13 protein-coding genes are annotated in these 16,022 nt (G+C 49.4%); 3 read left to right on the forward strand and 10 right to left on the reverse strand.

Annotated elements, in window-relative coordinates:
• Positions 1–19 precede the first annotated feature (19 nt).
• Positions 20–3,208, reverse strand: coding sequence for an isoleucine--tRNA ligase (gene ileS / locus PG862_RS13690; RefSeq protein ID WP_270707773.1), 3,189 nt, complete (start codon positions 3,206–3,208; stop codon positions 20–22).
• 572 nt (positions 3,209–3,780) lie between these two features.
• On the opposite strand from ileS, the gene PG862_RS13695 reads away from it, so the two are divergent.
• The gene (locus tag PG862_RS13695; RefSeq protein WP_270487029.1) at positions 3,781–5,244 is read left to right on the forward strand and encodes a nicotinate phosphoribosyltransferase; all 1,464 of its coding nucleotides are present in this window, start codon (positions 3,781–3,783) and stop codon (positions 5,242–5,244) included.
• Between the two features lie 264 nt (positions 5,245–5,508).
• On the opposite strand, the gene PG862_RS13700 is transcribed toward PG862_RS13695, so the two are convergent.
• The 6 genes from PG862_RS13700 to PG862_RS13725 form a co-directional block, all read right to left on the reverse strand.
• On the reverse strand, positions 5,509–6,237 hold the full coding sequence (locus tag PG862_RS13700) for a YebC/PmpR family DNA-binding transcriptional regulator (protein WP_022360132.1): 729 nt from the start codon (positions 6,235–6,237) through the stop codon (positions 5,509–5,511).
• A gap of 143 nt (positions 6,238–6,380) precedes the next feature.
• Positions 6,381–6,728, reverse strand: a complete 348-nt coding sequence (locus PG862_RS13705; protein WP_022360133.1) for a type II toxin-antitoxin system PemK/MazF family toxin — start codon at positions 6,726–6,728, stop codon at positions 6,381–6,383.
• A 215-nt stretch (positions 6,729–6,943) separates the two neighbouring features.
• Positions 6,944–8,149, reverse strand: a complete 1,206-nt coding sequence (gene alr / locus PG862_RS13710; protein ID WP_270707777.1) for an alanine racemase — start codon at positions 8,147–8,149, stop codon at positions 6,944–6,946.
• A gap of 22 nt (positions 8,150–8,171) precedes the next feature.
• Positions 8,172–9,692 (reverse strand): NAD(P)H-hydrate dehydratase, encoded by a 1,521-nt coding sequence (locus PG862_RS13715; protein WP_333563221.1) that lies wholly within the window; start codon positions 9,690–9,692, stop codon positions 8,172–8,174.
• A complete protein-coding gene (gene acpS / locus PG862_RS13720) occupies positions 9,683–10,051 on the reverse strand; it encodes a holo-ACP synthase (protein ID WP_117795193.1) in 369 nt (122 codons plus the stop codon). The genes PG862_RS13715 and acpS overlap by 10 nt, the downstream gene beginning before the upstream one ends.
• A complete protein-coding gene (locus PG862_RS13725) occupies positions 10,048–10,743 on the reverse strand; it encodes a redox-sensing transcriptional repressor Rex (RefSeq protein ID WP_117795191.1) in 696 nt (231 codons plus the stop codon). The genes acpS and PG862_RS13725 overlap by 4 nt, the downstream gene beginning before the upstream one ends.
• Positions 10,744–11,015: 272 nt before the next feature.
• On the opposite strand from PG862_RS13725, the gene PG862_RS13730 reads away from it, so the two are divergent.
• Positions 11,016–13,076, forward strand: a complete 2,061-nt coding sequence (locus PG862_RS13730; protein WP_270707781.1) for an ABC-F family ATP-binding cassette domain-containing protein — start codon at positions 11,016–11,018, stop codon at positions 13,074–13,076.
• Between the two features lie 90 nt (positions 13,077–13,166).
• Here PG862_RS13730 and PG862_RS13735 read toward each other — a convergent pair whose 3' ends face one another.
• Positions 13,167–14,459: an N-acetylmuramoyl-L-alanine amidase family protein gene (locus PG862_RS13735; protein WP_270707782.1), complete on the reverse strand. Its 1,293-nt coding sequence runs from the start codon at positions 14,457–14,459 to the stop codon at positions 13,167–13,169.
• 247 nt (positions 14,460–14,706) lie between these two features.
• Here PG862_RS13735 and PG862_RS13740 point away from each other — a divergent pair, with 247 nt between their 5' ends.
• Positions 14,707–14,904, forward strand: a complete 198-nt coding sequence (locus PG862_RS13740) for a hypothetical protein (protein WP_022359311.1) — start codon at positions 14,707–14,709, stop codon at positions 14,902–14,904.
• A gap of 104 nt (positions 14,905–15,008) precedes the next feature.
• On the opposite strand, the gene PG862_RS13745 is transcribed toward PG862_RS13740, so the two are convergent.
• Together PG862_RS13745 and PG862_RS13750 are read right to left on the reverse strand one after the other, a co-directional pair.
• Complete coding sequence (locus PG862_RS13745) at positions 15,009–15,218, reverse strand: type I restriction-modification enzyme R subunit C-terminal domain-containing protein (protein ID WP_267895288.1); 210 nt, start codon at positions 15,216–15,218, stop codon at positions 15,009–15,011.
• 157 nt (positions 15,219–15,375) lie between these two features.
• Positions 15,376–16,022: IS200/IS605 family accessory protein TnpB-related protein (locus tag PG862_RS13750; protein WP_270707784.1), on the reverse strand; the 647-nt coding region annotated here is incomplete at its 5' end.

The following is a 16,022-nucleotide window of genomic DNA, read 5'->3' on the forward strand; positions in this document are numbered from 1 at the left end:
CGGTTTCCCGCCAGGCACATCAGTCAGTCGTTTTCTCAACACCAAACATACCTTTTTCGCCATTGATATCCCACTCTTTTGTGTATCCGCTCATGGTGCCAATCAGGATATTATCAGCCAGAACCTCTTTCTTGATTTCCTCTGTATGCTTCTTTAAAATTTCTGCAAGTTTATCATTTCCGTCCTGGAAGACGTTGATATGGTTCATTACCTCAAAACCGGCTTCCTTACGCATCGTCTGAATCTTACTGATGATCTCGCGGACAAAGCCCTCTTCGATGAGTTCCGGTGTCAGATTAGTATCCAGAACAACGGTAACGAAATTGTCACCCTCAGATACAAAGCCCGGTACCTGTGCCATGTCAATCAGAAGATCTTCTTTTGCCAGCTCTACCTTTGTACCGTCCTGCGTCTCAAAGCTTAAAAGGTCGGTTTCATTTAAGGTATCCATCGCCTGATTTCCGTCCAGACCTGCAAGAATCTCTTTGATCTCGTTTACATACTTGCCATACTTGCGTCCAACGGTACGAAGCTGCGGCTTGAAGCTGTAGGAGGTAAATGCGCGGACATCATCCGTGAACTCTACCTTCTTCACATTCAGCTCATCCTGGATGATTTCCTGATAGAACTCCGGCAGAGCGGTCTCTGCCTTCACGAACATACGTCCGATCGGCTGACGGTTCTTGATGTTAGCAGTATTTCTTGCTGCACGGCCCAGAACGACAACCTTCAGGACTTCTTCCATCTTCGCTTCCAGATCCTTGTCGATGTGCGCCTCATTTGCAACCGGGAAGTCGCACAGATGGATACTCTCCGGTGCCTCTTTATCCAGACTGCGAACCAGATTCTGGTAAATGTCTTCGGTCATGAACGGAATCATCGGAGCCGCTACCTTCGCTACAGTTACCAGTGCGGTGTAGAGTGTCATGTACGCATTGATCTTATCCTGCTCCATGCCCTTCGCCCAGAAACGCTCACGGCTTCTTCTGACATACCAGTTACTCATATCATCGACGAAATCCTGGAGCGCTCTTGCAGCCTCCGGAATGCGGTAGTTGCCCAGATCGTCGTCCACCTCTTTGATGAGGCTGTTTAACTTAGACAGCAGCCATTTGTCCATAACCGGAAGTTTATCGTATTCCAGCGTATATTTGGTTGCGTCAAAATTATCAATATTCGCATAGAGTACAAAGAATGCATAGGTATTCCAGAGAGTACCCATGAAACGTCTCTGTCCCTCGATAACGGCTTTTCCGTGGAAACGGTTCGGCAGCCACGGTGCACTGTTAATGTAGAAATACCAGCGGATCGCGTCAGCGCCGTAAGTCTGCAGTGCATCGAACGGGTCAACCGCGTTGCCCTTGGACTTACTCATCTTCTGTCCGTTCTCATCCTGGACATGCCCCAGAACGATAACATTCTTGTACGGCGCCTTGTTAAAGATCAGGGTCGAGATAGCTAACAGGGAGTAGAACCATCCACGCGTCTGATCAACCGCCTCGGAGATGAAATCTGCCGGGAACTGCTGCTCAAACAGTTCTTTATTTTCAAATGGATAATGATGCTGTGCAAATGGCATGGAACCGGAATCAAACCAGCAGTCGATAACCTCCGGTACACGGTGCATCTGTTTGCCGCACTTCGGGCAGGTGATCGCCACATCATCGATGAATGGGCGGTGAAGCTCAACCTCTCCATTTGCCTCCTGATCCATCTCTTTTGCATATTTTTTCACAACGTCCGTGTAGTTCGGGCTCATAGATTTTAATTCTGCCTGGCTTCCGATCGCGTGCTGGCAGCCGCACTCGCACTCCCAGATATTTAATGGAGTACCCCAGTAACGGTTACGGCTCACGCCCCAGTCCTGGACATTCTCCAGCCAGTCGCCGAAACGCCCTTTACCGATGCTCTCCGGAATCCAGTTGATCGTGTTGTTGTTGCGGATCAGGTCATCCTTGACTGCGGTCATCTTGATGAACCAGGATTCACGTGCATAGTAGATAAGTGGTGTATCGCAGCGCCAGCAGTGCGGGTAGCTATGCTCAAATACCGGTGCAGAGAACAGAAGTCCGCTTTCTCTTAATGCTTTCAGAACCTCCGGATCGGCTTTCTTGCAGAACATACCAGCCCACGGAGTCTCCTTCGTCATCTCGCCCTTGCCGTCTACCAACTGTACGAACGGAAGGTCATATTTTCTGCCGACCTTGGAGTCATCCTCACCAAATGCCGGCGCGATGTGTACGACACCGGTACCATCGGTCAGTGTTACATAATTATCGCAGACAATGTAGAATGCTTTCTTATGCTGTTTTTCACAGGTTGCTACGGCATAGTCAAATAATGGCTCATACTCTTTATATTCCAGATCTTTTCCGACAAAGGTTTCCAGGACATCGTAAGTGCCCTCGCCCAGAACGGTATCACACAGCGCCTGCGCCATATAATAAACCGTGCCATCCTCTTTCATTTTTACCTTTACATATGTCTCGTCCGGATTTACACAGAGCGCCACGTTGGACGGAAGTGTCCACGGGGTGGTCGTCCATGCAAGAATGTATGCATCTTCGCCCTTTACCGGGAATTTAGCAATCGCAGAACGCTCTTTGACGTCCTTATATCCCTGTGCCACCTCATGGCTGGACAGCGGGGTGCCGCAGCGCGGGCAGTACGGTACGATCTTGAAGCCCTTATAAAGAAGTCCCTTGTTCCAGATTTCTTTTAATGCCCACCACTCAGACTCAATGAAGCTGTTGTGGTAGGTAACATACGGATGCTCCATGTCTGCCCAGAAACCAACGGTGTTGGAGAATTTCTCCCACATTCCTTTGTATTTCCAGACACTCTCTTTACAGTGCTCGATGAACGGCTCCAGACCATACTGCTCAATCTGCTCCTTGCCGTCCAGTCCCAGCATCTTCTCTACTTCCAGCTCAACCGGAAGACCGTGGGTATCCCATCCAGCCTTTCTCGGAACCATGTAGCCCTTCATCGCGCGGTATCTCGGAATCATATCCTTGATAACACGGGTCAGCACGTGTCCGATGTGCGGCTTGCCGTTTGCGGTAGGCGGTCCGTCATAGAATGTATAGGTCGGTCCCTGCTTACGGCTGTCGATACTCTTCTTAAAAATCTGCTCATCTTCCCAGAACTTCTCAATGTTCTTTTCACGTTCCACGAAATTCATGTTTGCCGGAACTTTGTTGTACATGATAAATTCCTCCTAAAAATATGAAATAAAAATGGACCCATCCTGTAACAGGACAAGGGTCCACTTGCTTTTAACCACCTATTACTGCATACCTTTATATGCGCTCCCTATAACGGAGGAAACCGTCGGTACTTACTGAATTTTCCTTCCGGGCGCTGTCAGAAACGGCGCTCAGACTTCCAAAAATGGTTCAGCCCGAAGCTCCGGAGTGATCTTCGCATCCGCCTTACTCACAGCAGGCTCTCACCGTCCCTGCCTCGCTCCCGCTTTCCGTGCGGCGCTACTGTCTCCATCATTGCTTTTCCTATCATAATTAGTAATCAAATCACTAACATGGACATTGTATCTTTTTTCCAGATGGTTGTCAAGGAATGTTTCGGATATGATTCACATGTTATAAAATTATCATTATTTTGCCATTCCCCTGATTTTATGGTATAGTATATAAAATATGTCTGTATTTACTTAAAAAAACAGACACAGACATTCATTGCAAATATAAACAATGAAGTATACTATATATATAAAGAAGGGCGTGCCCGCAGCCGTCTTTCGCAACAAAGGAGAATATTATGGAGCCAAGAAACCTTACCCTATTGACCGACCTGTATGAACTGACGATGATGCAGGGCTATTTCCGGGAGAAAGATGCCAACGAAACCGTCATTTTTGATGCGTTCTACCGCACAAACCCGGATGGAAATGCGTTTTCCATCTGCGCCGGCTTAGAGCAGGTCATTGACTATGTGAAAAATCTTCACTTCGATGATGCCGACATCGAATACTTACGCGGACTCGGCATTTTTGATGAAGATTTCCTCGAATATCTTCACAATTTCAAATTTTCGGGTAACATCTACGCAATCCCGGAAGGCACTGTTGTCTTTCCGCGTGAGCCCCTCGTCAAGGTCATCGCGCCGATCATGGAAGCACAGCTGGTTGAGACTGCCATCTTAAATATCATCAACCACCAGAGCCTGATCGCGACCAAAACATCCCGTATCGTCTTCGCCGCACGCGGGGACGGAATCATGGAGTTTGGGCTTCGCCGCGCGCAGGGTGCTGACGCCGGTACCTATGGCGCCCGCGCAGCCATGATCGCCGGCTGTATCGGCACTTCCAATGTACTGGCCGGAAAACTATTTGACGTTCCGGTCAAGGGAACCCACGCACACAGCTGGATCATGAGTTTCCCGGATGAGCTGACTGCGTTCCGCGCTTATGCAAAGCTCTATCCGAGTGCCTGCATCCTGTTAGCCGATACCTATGATACCCTGGGTTCCGGTGTTCCGAACGCGATCCGCGTCTTCCAGGAGATGCGCGACGCCGGTATCCCGCTGACTTTCTACGGCATCCGCCTCGACAGCGGCGACCTTGCATATATTTCCAAGAAAGCCCGCAAGATGCTGGATGACGCCGGATTCCCGGATGCAGTCATCTCCGCCTCCAACGATCTGGATGAATACCTGATCGACAGCCTGAAGATTCAGGGCGCTGCCATCACGTCCTGGGGTGTCGGCACAAACCTCATCACCTCCAAGGACTGCCCTTCCTTCGGCGGCGTTTATAAGCTGGCTGCCATCATGGACCGTCACACAGGCAAATTTATCCCGAAGATCAAGCTTTCGGAAAATACAGAAAAGGTTACCAATCCGGGCAACAAGACCATCCAGCGAATCTATGACAAGGAGACTGGCAAGATTATCGCAGATCTGATCTGTCTCGTGGATGAAGAGTTCGATGAGAAGAATTCCCTTCTGCTCTTCGATCCGATCGAGACATGGAAAAAGACACACCTCGCGCCGGGCACCTACACCATGCGCGAACTTCTCGTTCCAATCTTCAAAAACGGCAAATGCGTTTACGAGTCTCCAAAGGTTATGGACATCCGCGAATACTGCAAGAAAGAACAGGAGACGCTGTGGGATGAGTCCCGCCGTCTGGTAAACCCGCATGAGATTCATGTGGATCTCTCCAACGAGCTGTGGCATATGAAGGCACAGCTGTTAGACAGCTATCATTATACAAGCAACTAGTAGATAAAATACGAGTAAATACCATGTTCAGGCAAGTTTATTGCTGCCGGACATGGTATTTTTTTCTTTAACGCTTCCATAAAATTTGCAAAATAAAAACGAATGTGTCTCCAAGGAAATTCCTATTACACAAAAACTGCCGCCAAATACATCCGGCTGCCAGCCCTCTTCTTTGAAAAGTCCAGCCCGCCATTGTATTCCAGCGACAGTTTTTATATGAATCGTATCTTTATTTTTTTAAATCTATATCAAATATGATATCAATTACTCATCCCAGTTATGGTAAGTAGCCTGTACGTCATCATCCTCATCCAGAAGATCCAGGATCCTCTGCATCTTTTTGATGGATTCCTCATCGGTAAGCTCTACCCAGTTCTGCGGAATCATGGTAACGTCTGCTTCCATCATCGGAACGCCAGCCTTCTCCAGCGCCTCGCGGACTGCAGAGAAATCTTCCGGTGCGGTGATCACTTCGTAGCTGTCCTCCTCCTCGGAGAAATCCTCAGCTCCCGCATCCAGTGCAAGCATCATCAGCTCATCTGGATCCATCTCGCACTCTTCTTTGTCGATGATGATCTGACCTTTTTTATCAAACATGAAGGACACGCTGCCCGGAGTACCTACGTTTCCGCCGCCCTTGGTAAATGCGCTGCGGACATTCGCTGCGGTACGGTTCTTGTTGTCGGTCAGGGTATCTACGATGATAGCGACGCCATTCGGACCATATCCCTCGTATGTAAGATTCTCGTAATTGACAGAGTTTGCATCTCCGGCTGCTTTCTTGATACCACGATCGATGGTATCGTTCGGCATATTGTTCGCTTTTGCTTTTGCAATCACATCACGCAGACGGCTGTTGTTTGCCGGATCCGAACCACCTTCCTTAACAGCTACGGCAATCTCACGGCCGATAACGGTAAAGATTTTTCCCTTTGCTGCGTCGTTTCTCTCTTTTTTGTGCTTAATATTGGCGAACTTTGAATGTCCTGACATAAAATAACACTCCTCTTTCTATCTTCTTTGTTGTATCTTTTCGCTCATCAGCTTTTATATCACGCCGATTTCGGCACTAAAAAGCTGCATCTTAACTATTTTAACACCATTCTGTATGCTTGACAAGGGGTTCGCGGCTGATTTTATGTATCCAGTTCCAGACTGACCTTCAGCGCACGGTCCACTTCCTGTAAAAGCGCCCCGTCGATATGACAGATTTTCTCTTTCAGCCGCTGCTTATCGATCGTGCGGAGTTGTTCCAGTAAAATAACCGAATCCCTCACCATCGCACAGCGGCGCGTGTTTAATTCCACATGCGTCGGCAGCTTGGCTTTGTTCATCTTTGATGTGATCGCCGCGCAGATCACGGTCGGGCTGTGCTTGTTGCCGATATCATTCTGGATGACCAGCACCGGGCGGACGCCGCCCTGCTCTGAGCCAATGACCGGTCTTAAATCTGCGTAATAAATATCTCCTCGTCTGATAACCACTCGATTCACACTCCGTCCAAACTATTTTAAGATATAAATAACTGCTTTGTACTTTCACAGCTCCACAGTCCGTTTATACCGTTAGTATGGACAGATTTACACCGCCTATACGCGGGTCGTCCCATAAATGCATCCGGCAGTCCAGGTTCCCGGCTTTGCCGAAGCTATCTACTTTATCTTATGAATCCTTTTTCTAAATGGTTCAAACACCGGCTTTACTCCATAAAATCCTCATACCGATCATCATTATAATCCTTTTTCCCGACGATCTTTCCACCTCTCACGTACACGCGCGGCACACGTTTTCCAAGCACGCATGGGATCTCATAGTGGAAACCGCCACTCCATTCCGCCAGCTCTTCCATCGAGATCTCGTCGTCCCCGTCGCGTCCGACCAGCGTTACCCGCGTGTCCTCAACAGCCTCCGGGATATCGGTCACATCGATCATGCACTGATCCATGCAGACGCGTCCCAGAATCGGTGCGCGGTGTCCATGAATCAGGACATAACCCTTTCCAGAGAGATTTCTCGGATAGCCATCGCCGTATCCGGCGCCAATCGTCGCGATCCGCATCGGACGGTCCGTCACAAAGGTTCCGCCGTAGCTGATCGGCGTGCCCGGCTCCACTTCCTTAACATAGGTAATAAAGCTGCGGATCTCCATCGCCGGGTAAATCTTCATGTTCCTCTCTACCTCATCCGACGGATACAGACCGTATACCGTGATACCGGCTCTCGCCGCATCCAGTCCCATCCGCGGCAGTTCCATGATCGCCGCGCTGTTCGCACAGTGGCACATCGGAATATGAACGCCTGCAGCTTCCAGACCTTCATGGAATTTCTGGTAGCGCTCATACTGTAAATGGGTAAATGCCTTATCCGCCTCGTCAGCACGCGCAAAATGTGTAAACATTCCCTCGATCTCAATGCCCGGAAGCTTTGCAATCCGCTCTATCTCTTTCAGGCTATTTTCATCCGGGTGAAATCCGATTCGTCCCATGCCGGTATCGAGCGCAATATGCATTTTTGCCGTCTTTCCCATCGAAACCGCAAGTTTTGAGAGCAGCTCTGCCTTATCTTCCTCAAAGATCGCTGGACGGATATCGTCCTCAATCAATTCCGCAAAATGCCGCGGGTGCGTGCTGCCAAGCACCAGAATCGGTTTGTCAATGCCGTGGCGGCGCAGGTTCTGTCCTTCCTCCAAGGTTGCCACCGCATAGCCCCAGACAAACGGCGCGATCGTCTTCGCCACCGGGACAGCCCCGTGACCGTAACCATCCGTCTTAACCACGCCGATCATCTTCGTTTTTGCCGGAAGATTTTCGCGCATCGCCTCCATATTTTTCACAATCGCATCCAGGTCAATCCGCGCATAAATCCGGGTATATGGTTCTTCTGCCATTGTATATGCTTTTTCCATCTTTTTGTCTTCCTTTTTATTTTCAATCTATCTTTTCAAGCAGACAGTCCGCGATATCTCTTGCCAGCACGGAATGCTCTCCCTTTTTACAGGCAGCTGCCGCCCCGGCTCTTCCGTGCAGGAACACACCGAGCGCCGCCGCTTCATCCTCTGAAAATCCCAGCGCCAGAAGCCCGGCAATCACACCGGTCAGCACATCGCCGGAACCGCCCTTTGCCATCGCGGCGCAGCCGCTGTCGCCGATATACACATTGCCATCGCGCCCCGCCGTCACCGTCACGGCATCCTTGAGCACGCAGGTCACGCCTTTTTCTTCGCCATACCGCACCGCTGACTCGACCAGATCCCGTTTCAGTTCCTCAATCGAACGTCCCGTCAGACGCGCCATCTCTCCCAGATGCGGAGTAACGATCACATTTTCCGTAAAATACCCGGACAAATGCGGATGCTGTGCGACAGCATTTAATCCATCCGCATCCACAATGATCGGCACATAGGCGGAAAGCAGCACGTTCTGCACCAGACTTGCGACATGGGCTTCCTTTCCCAGTCCCGGTCCCAGCACGATCGCGCTCGCCCAGCCGCACTCCTGTTCCACCAGGCTCTTAAAACCTGCCGGATCTGTCTGTGCCTGTTCCGGATCATACGGCGTCAGGATCGCCTCCGGAAGGAGATTTTGCAGAATCGGCACATTTGCCCGGACGGTCAGGATCTTCACAAGTCCTGCGCCCATCCGGTACGCAGCCAGGGCGCTCAAATACGCTGCGCCGCACATTCCCTCCGAACCGGCTGCGATCAGGATTTTTCCATACGTTCCCTTGTTGGCGTCTGCCCGCCGTTTCGGGATCTGGCTCCGATCCTCCGGATCATAGGCAAAATAGGTATGCCCTTCATATTTTGTATACGCCGGAAACCCGATGTCGGCAATCACAATCTCGCCGCACAGCTTCCGTCCCGGATAGAACACCATTCCCAGCTTCTCATAGCCGAAAGTAACGGTCAGATCCGCCTCAGCTGCCTCGCCAAGCGCCGCCCCTGTCTCTGAGCTGACGCCGGACGGAATATCAACCGCAACTACCGCCTTTGGCTCTTGCTCACGCATAAAACGGATCGCCTCGGCAAATTCACCGCCGACCTCTCTGGAAAGACCCACACCAAAGATCGCATCCACCATGATCTCCACATGCCCCGGCACATAATTTTCAAACGCCTCCACCGGGATCCCCAGATTCCGGTCAATCGCCACCTGACAGGTCATCTCCCCCGTCCAGTGCGCCTTGTCACCGACCGTGAGCACCGTCGGAAGCGCGCCGCGCAGAAAGAGAATCCTAGCCAGCGCCGCGCCGTCCGCACCGTTATTGCCCGTTCCGCAAAATACCAGAAGCCTCTGCCCTGAAAGCTTTCCATACCGTTTTTCTATCTCGTCTGCAACCGCCAGCGCCGCTCGCTCCATCAGTACCAGAGAGGGTATCCCCACTTTCCGGATTGCATATCCATCTATCTCTTTCATCTGTTTTCCTGTCACCAGACGTCTCATTTCCATTCCCCCTCTCCGACTGCGTAAGCGGATGCAAGACTGCCTGTATTCGTGATCGACACGTGAATCCGGGTGATTTTTAGGCTGTCCGCAAGTTTCTTTGCTCCCCCGTGAAGCCGCACCCACGGTTTTCCAAGCTCGTCCCGGAGCACTTCTATATCCAGCAGTCCAAAGCCCCGAAAGCCTGTTCCAAACACCTTCGAGACTGCCTCTTTTACCGCAAAATCGCCGGCGAGCCGGGACACCTTCCCCCCAGCCTGCCGACGCTCTTCTTCTGTATATACACGCACCAAAAAAGCCTCTTTTTCACAGGCTTTTTTGATTCGCTCTATCTCTATCAGATCCGTACCAATTCCGACGATCATTTTGTTTCTCCGGCACCAGCTGCCTCTTCCTGCTTTCTCTGCGCTTCTTCTCTCGCTTTCTGATCCTGCATGCTGCATACGCGGTAAGAAAGGCGCATCAGGCTCTCCGACAGATGGACATTTTCCACCACAACGTCATCTGGAACCTGTAAATCTGTATGGGCAAAATTCCAGATCGCCTTGATTCCGGCTTTGACAAGCCGATCCGCAATCTCCGGCGCTTTCGACTTCGGAATCGTCAGCGCTGCGATCTGCACTTCATTGTCCTTGATAAACTGCTCCAAATCTTCAATACCGCGGATCTCCACTCCACGGACTACCAGACCGACTAGACGCGGATTCACATCAAACATACCTTTGATTAAAAAACCACGCCGCTCAAAATTCGTATAATTCGCGATCGCCTGACCCAGATTTCCCGCACCGATAATAATTAGGTTATGCTGACGGTCAATTCCCAGAATCCGGGCAATCTCCGAATATAAATACTTTACATTATAACCATATCCCTGCTGACCAAATCCGCCGAAATTATTCAGATCCTGACGAATCTGGGACGCTGTCACCTTCATGCGGATACTCAAATCATTCGATGAGATTCTCTCTACTCCCTCCTCGAGCAATTCGCCCAAGTAACGATAGTATCTGGGTAGCCTAGAAATGACCGCTTTAGATATCTCTTTCTGTTCCACGGCTTTCTTCCACCTTTCTTTCCTCTAACGTTGTCCATATGGTTTACGCAAACCTTCGGACAATCTGATAAATTTATTATAGTCATATGATAAATAATTGTCAATTTTTTTATTTCATATGAGGGATTTTACATTGTATTTCGCAAAATTTTCTGACCAGAAACAGCCATTAACCGTTCTCATTCTTGCATTGCTTCTTTATTTATATTATAATTTGAGATTGACGGTATATTTTTAACCGAAATACATGGATACAACCACAGGAGGAATCTATGATTTTATCTTGCAGCAATATTTCAAAAGCATTCGGTACAGAGGAAATCCTCAAACACGTATCGTTTCATGTAGAAGATCACGAAAAAGCCGCCATCGTCGGCATCAACGGAGCCGGTAAATCGACTCTTTTAAAAATAATTGTCGGAGAACTCGCAGCAGACGAGGGCTCCGTGACCATCGCCAAGGGCAAAACCCTCGGTTACCTGGCACAGCACCAGGATCTGCACAGCCAGACCACCATTTATGACTCTCTTCTGGAGGTCAAACGTCCGATTCTGGAAATGGAACAGCAGATCCGCACGCTGGAACTCCAGATGAAGCACACCGAGGGCGAAAAGCTCGAGACGATGCTCAACACTTACAGCCGCTTAAACCATGAATTTGAACTTTTAAACGGCTACGCATGGCAGAGTGAAATCACCGGTGTCTTAAAGGGACTCGGCTTTGTCGAGGAAGAATTTTCCAAACCGGTTTCCGAACTTTCAGGCGGTCAGAAAACGCGCGTCTCCCTCGGTAAGCTCCTGCTCTCCAAACCGGATATCATCCTTTTGGACGAGCCGACCAACCACCTCGACATGGAATCCATCGCGTGGCTGGAAACCTATCTGATGAACTACGCCGGGACGGTCATCATCGTCGCCCACGACCGCTATTTTCTGGACCGCGTCGTGACCAAGATCGTCGAGCTGGACGGCGGCATCGCCACCTCTTTCCAGGGCAATTACACCGCCTACAGCGAGAAAAAAGCGATCATCCGCGCCGGTGTGCTCAAGGCTTACTTAAACCAGCAGCAGGAGATCCGCCATCAGGAGGAGGTTATCACCAAACTCAAATCCTTTAACCGTGAGAAATCCATCAAGCGCGCCGAGAGCCGTGAAAAAATGCTTTCCAAGATGGATCTTCTGGAAAAACCGACCGAAATCAACGACGCGATGCACATTACTCTGGAACCGTGCGTCACCAGCGGAAATGACGTTCTCTCCGTCCGTGAGCTTGCCAAGAGTTTCGACGGCATGACACTCTTCACGGATCTGAACTTTGAGATAAAACGCGGCGAGCGCATCGCCATCATCGGCAACAATGGGACCGGCAAGACCACAATCCTCAAGATGATCAACGGTCTTCTGACCCCGGACAACGGCGAGATCCGGTTAGGTTCCAAGGTGCATATCGGTTACTACGATCAGGAACACCAGGTTCTGCACATGGACAAGACGCTCTTTGACGAGCTGCAGGACACCTACCCGGATATGAACAACACGCAGATCCGAAATGTGCTGGCGGCATTTCTCTTCACCGGCGACGATGTCTTTAAGCGCATCCGTGATCTGAGCGGCGGCGAACGCGGGCGTGTTTCCCTGGCGAAGCTGATGCTCTCGGAGGCGAACTTCCTGATCCTCGATGAGCCGACCAACCATCTGGATATCGCCTCGAAGGAGATTCTGGAAAACGCGCTGGTTCATTACACCGGAACCGTTCTCTACGTCTCCCATGACCGATATTTCATCAACAAAACTGCGACCCGGATTCTCGATCTGACGATGGGAACACTGATTAATTATATTGGAAACTACGATTATTATCTGGAAAAGAAGGCGACGCAGGAGAAAGCCTATCTGGCTTCCGCCGCACAGGCAGCCAACCGCTCTGCAAAATCTTCCGGAGCCAGAAACACAGGGACTTCCAGCCATCTGACCGCTGCGGCAGGCGCAAATCCGACTGCTCTTTCTGGAAATGGCACTGGTACCTCTGCTGCTTCGTCCGCTTCTGCCGTGACCGCTGCAGTTCAGTCGGCAGCCAGCGCTTCCTCCGGCAAATTGGACTGGAAACAACAGAAGGAAGAACAGACGCGGCTTCGTAAGAAACAGAATGAATTGAAACGCGTCGAGGAAGAAATCCACACCCTTGAAACCCGCGATCAGGAGATCGATGCGCTTCTCTGCGATGAGACTGTCTTTTCCGATGTTCCGCGTTTGATGAAACTGAATAAAGAGAAGGAAGAACTGAATGCAAAGTTAGAGGGATTGTATGAGAAGTGGGAGGAATTGGCAGAGTAGTGGTTACTGTTCACGCATACGTGCCCAGTAACGGAATTTGCCGCGGCTTTGCATTTACATACGGCAAATTCCTGCTGCCACCACGTTTTCTTACGGCACTTCCGATGCCGGACCACTCTTAGCCTTTAAAGATTCATCCCCAGCCGGTCCGGCTCCATTTCCGGCAAATTCCGGATCAGAGTTCATCTCGACCCGTTCGGCTTCGTCTGGTTTTTGTCCTTCCTGCCAGAATCCTAACTTTACGACATATTTGTATAATTCCGGACTGTTTTTTCGGATGTCAGCTCGGACATCTTCGTCACAGCAGGCGGCGAAAAAGCTGCCGAACTGCATCTCCGACTTATCGTCAAAGTAGGATGGAAGCGGCTGCACCAGTCCACTGCCAGCCAGATATCGCTCGAAATCCGTCAGGGCACGTGAGGTTTCTTCGTCGCTTAGTTCCGACGCAGCGAACTCGCCGAATGCCATCGCAAGCCCCTGCGGTTTAGAAAATTTGATTTTCTTGTAATGCACATCTGTATCATAATTGACAAAATAGATACCCTGCTCTGTTTTCGGCGCTGAGAAGTATGCCTTGTCTGTGTAGTACATCAGCTCCCAGCCTGATTCTGCAAATCGTTTGATCCACTCTCTTGGCACGCCTGCCAGTTCTTTCGTAATCTGTTCTTTTTCACTGTCCGACGGACGCCGTTTTCCCATCAAACGCACATCATGCGTCCGGTCGCGCAGTCCATTTGCATCGTAGTAGTTGAGTTCCACGTACTGATCCGCCGCCATCTGACCATTGTCAAAGAAATAATATTTATGCCCGTTTACCATCCGGTTTCCGCCGCTGAACATAACACATTTGGAATCAAACCAATACCAGGCATTTCCTGCCTGATACCAGCCGGTCGTCAGTGCCCCATCCTCGTTTGCATGATACCACTGATCCGTCTCTTCCTCATAAATCCAGCCAGTCATCATCGCGCCGCTCTCGGCGAAATAATAACGGTTTGTGCCGATTTTCCGGAGTCCCCGCTGCATATAGCTGCTTTTTCCCAGATAATACCAGTGACCATTCGATTTCAGCCAGGACGCTTTCAAAAAGCTGCCATCCGTCAGGCGGTACTGCCAGTCCTCGCCGTCTCCGACCCACTCGCCCTCATACAGATACATTTCTTTATTTTCAAAACCAGCCGCGCCACTTTCTGCCGCCGATGCCTCTGTCTCCGTTATATCATTGGCATTATTTTCGGTGCCGAACCTGTAAACTTGATTTTCTTCCTTGCCCTGCGCCGGGGTGTCCGCAAACGCATCGTTACCTGCCGCCAGCGCTGTCCCACAAACAAACAGGGATATTAAAAAGGATGCTGCCCACATAAATTTTTTCTTCCAATTCATCGTGTGCCTCCCCTTTCTTGTTCATAATTAAGCAAAAAAATGTAAACAGTTGCCACATCTCTTCTTATTTTACCGCACCGCAAATGAAAAGTATAGAAAAAAATTCTTACATCCTTTATAATAATAAAATAAAAGACAGTTCATCAAAGACGGCAATATCCAATCTGCCTTTGAAACAATATAAAAATAATTACAAATTCCAATCACTCTTTTTTATAGAGTTATAAAATTAGAAAGGATACCATATATGAAATCAAAACGCATTTTGGCGCTGACAGGTGCTGTTATCCTAATCGCCCTCTACGTCTCTTCCATCATCTTCGCCCTGATGGATAGTCCACTGGCAGAAAATCTGCTGCTGGCATCGCTGTTCTGCACGATCGTTATACCGGCGGTGCTCTACGGGTATGCGGTGGCACTGCGATATTTTAAAAAGAAAAAATAACGTTCAAAAAGCAAACGACTGTCTATTTCTAACACAATACGCAGTCGTTCGCTTCTTTCATTCTTCTATACTGACTGCCTCCGCAGTCTCCTGTCATTTTTTCATCATCCCGCCACTGTAACCGCATTCTCCCGGACATCATTAATCGCTTTCATAAGCGCTGTTCTCGTTCTCACATCAAACAACTTTAAAAAACTAATTGGCTTATCAAACGGAGGCTTCTGCAAAACAGCCACATTCTCCATATACCCATTCTGCTCCATATGATTAATAATCTTATGAACAAAATTGATCTGCCGTTGGGTGAACCTCACATGGCTAAAGTCACATGCTTCTCGGCCGTTTTAAACGGCAAGACTAAATATCGGCGGATACGCCAGTAACTTAGAATTCGTGCGGATACGCACTTTTTCCACGCCGGATACGGCTGGTTTCCACATTACAGGTAGTCCGCTGTATATCTGCCTGTATTTATGCCGCTTTTAAGTTATTTACTTCTACATAAAGCTTTCTCAAATCTGCATAAACGCAGGAGGTTCTACGCTTCACTGCAGGTACTTTTGCCTCCAGTGAAGACCTTTCCGTTTCCGGCAAGGGTTTTAAAAGTTCCCGTATAAAATATCTCGCCCCGATATTATAAGTTGCTGACAAATCACAGTTATACTGCTTTCCTGTCTGGAAGATACATAGGCTATGGTTCTCCGGATTTCTTACTATCGCTCCACTTCCGTCACAGGCCAGCCTGCTGGTGTTCCGGGCACTAACTCTGGACACACGAATCCTGTTCCGATGTGCCTGATGTTCACATAGCTTCTGAATATCCCGCTTTCTCCATAAATGAAGTTTTTGCTTCTTTTTTCCGGATATTTTTCCCTGCATTTCCAGATACTCAAAAACAATTACATCTGCCTGATATTCTACGGCATATTTCGTGATCTCCGTAGCTATTTTGCGGGACAGTTCCATATTCAGCCTTTTTGCATAACCCCATCGGCTTTGAACCTGTCTGGAGGAATGTTCTCTCTGAAAACGGCGGATTCTGCCAAGTACATGATACAAATGGTCTTTATCACTGGGGAAATTTATAAATTTACGTCCCAGGATAGTGCCATCTGCCC

Origin of the sequence: Clostridium fessum (assembly GCF_027698965.1) — a bacterium.
Classification (GTDB): Bacteria; Bacillota; Clostridia; order Lachnospirales; family Lachnospiraceae; genus Otoolea; species Otoolea fessa.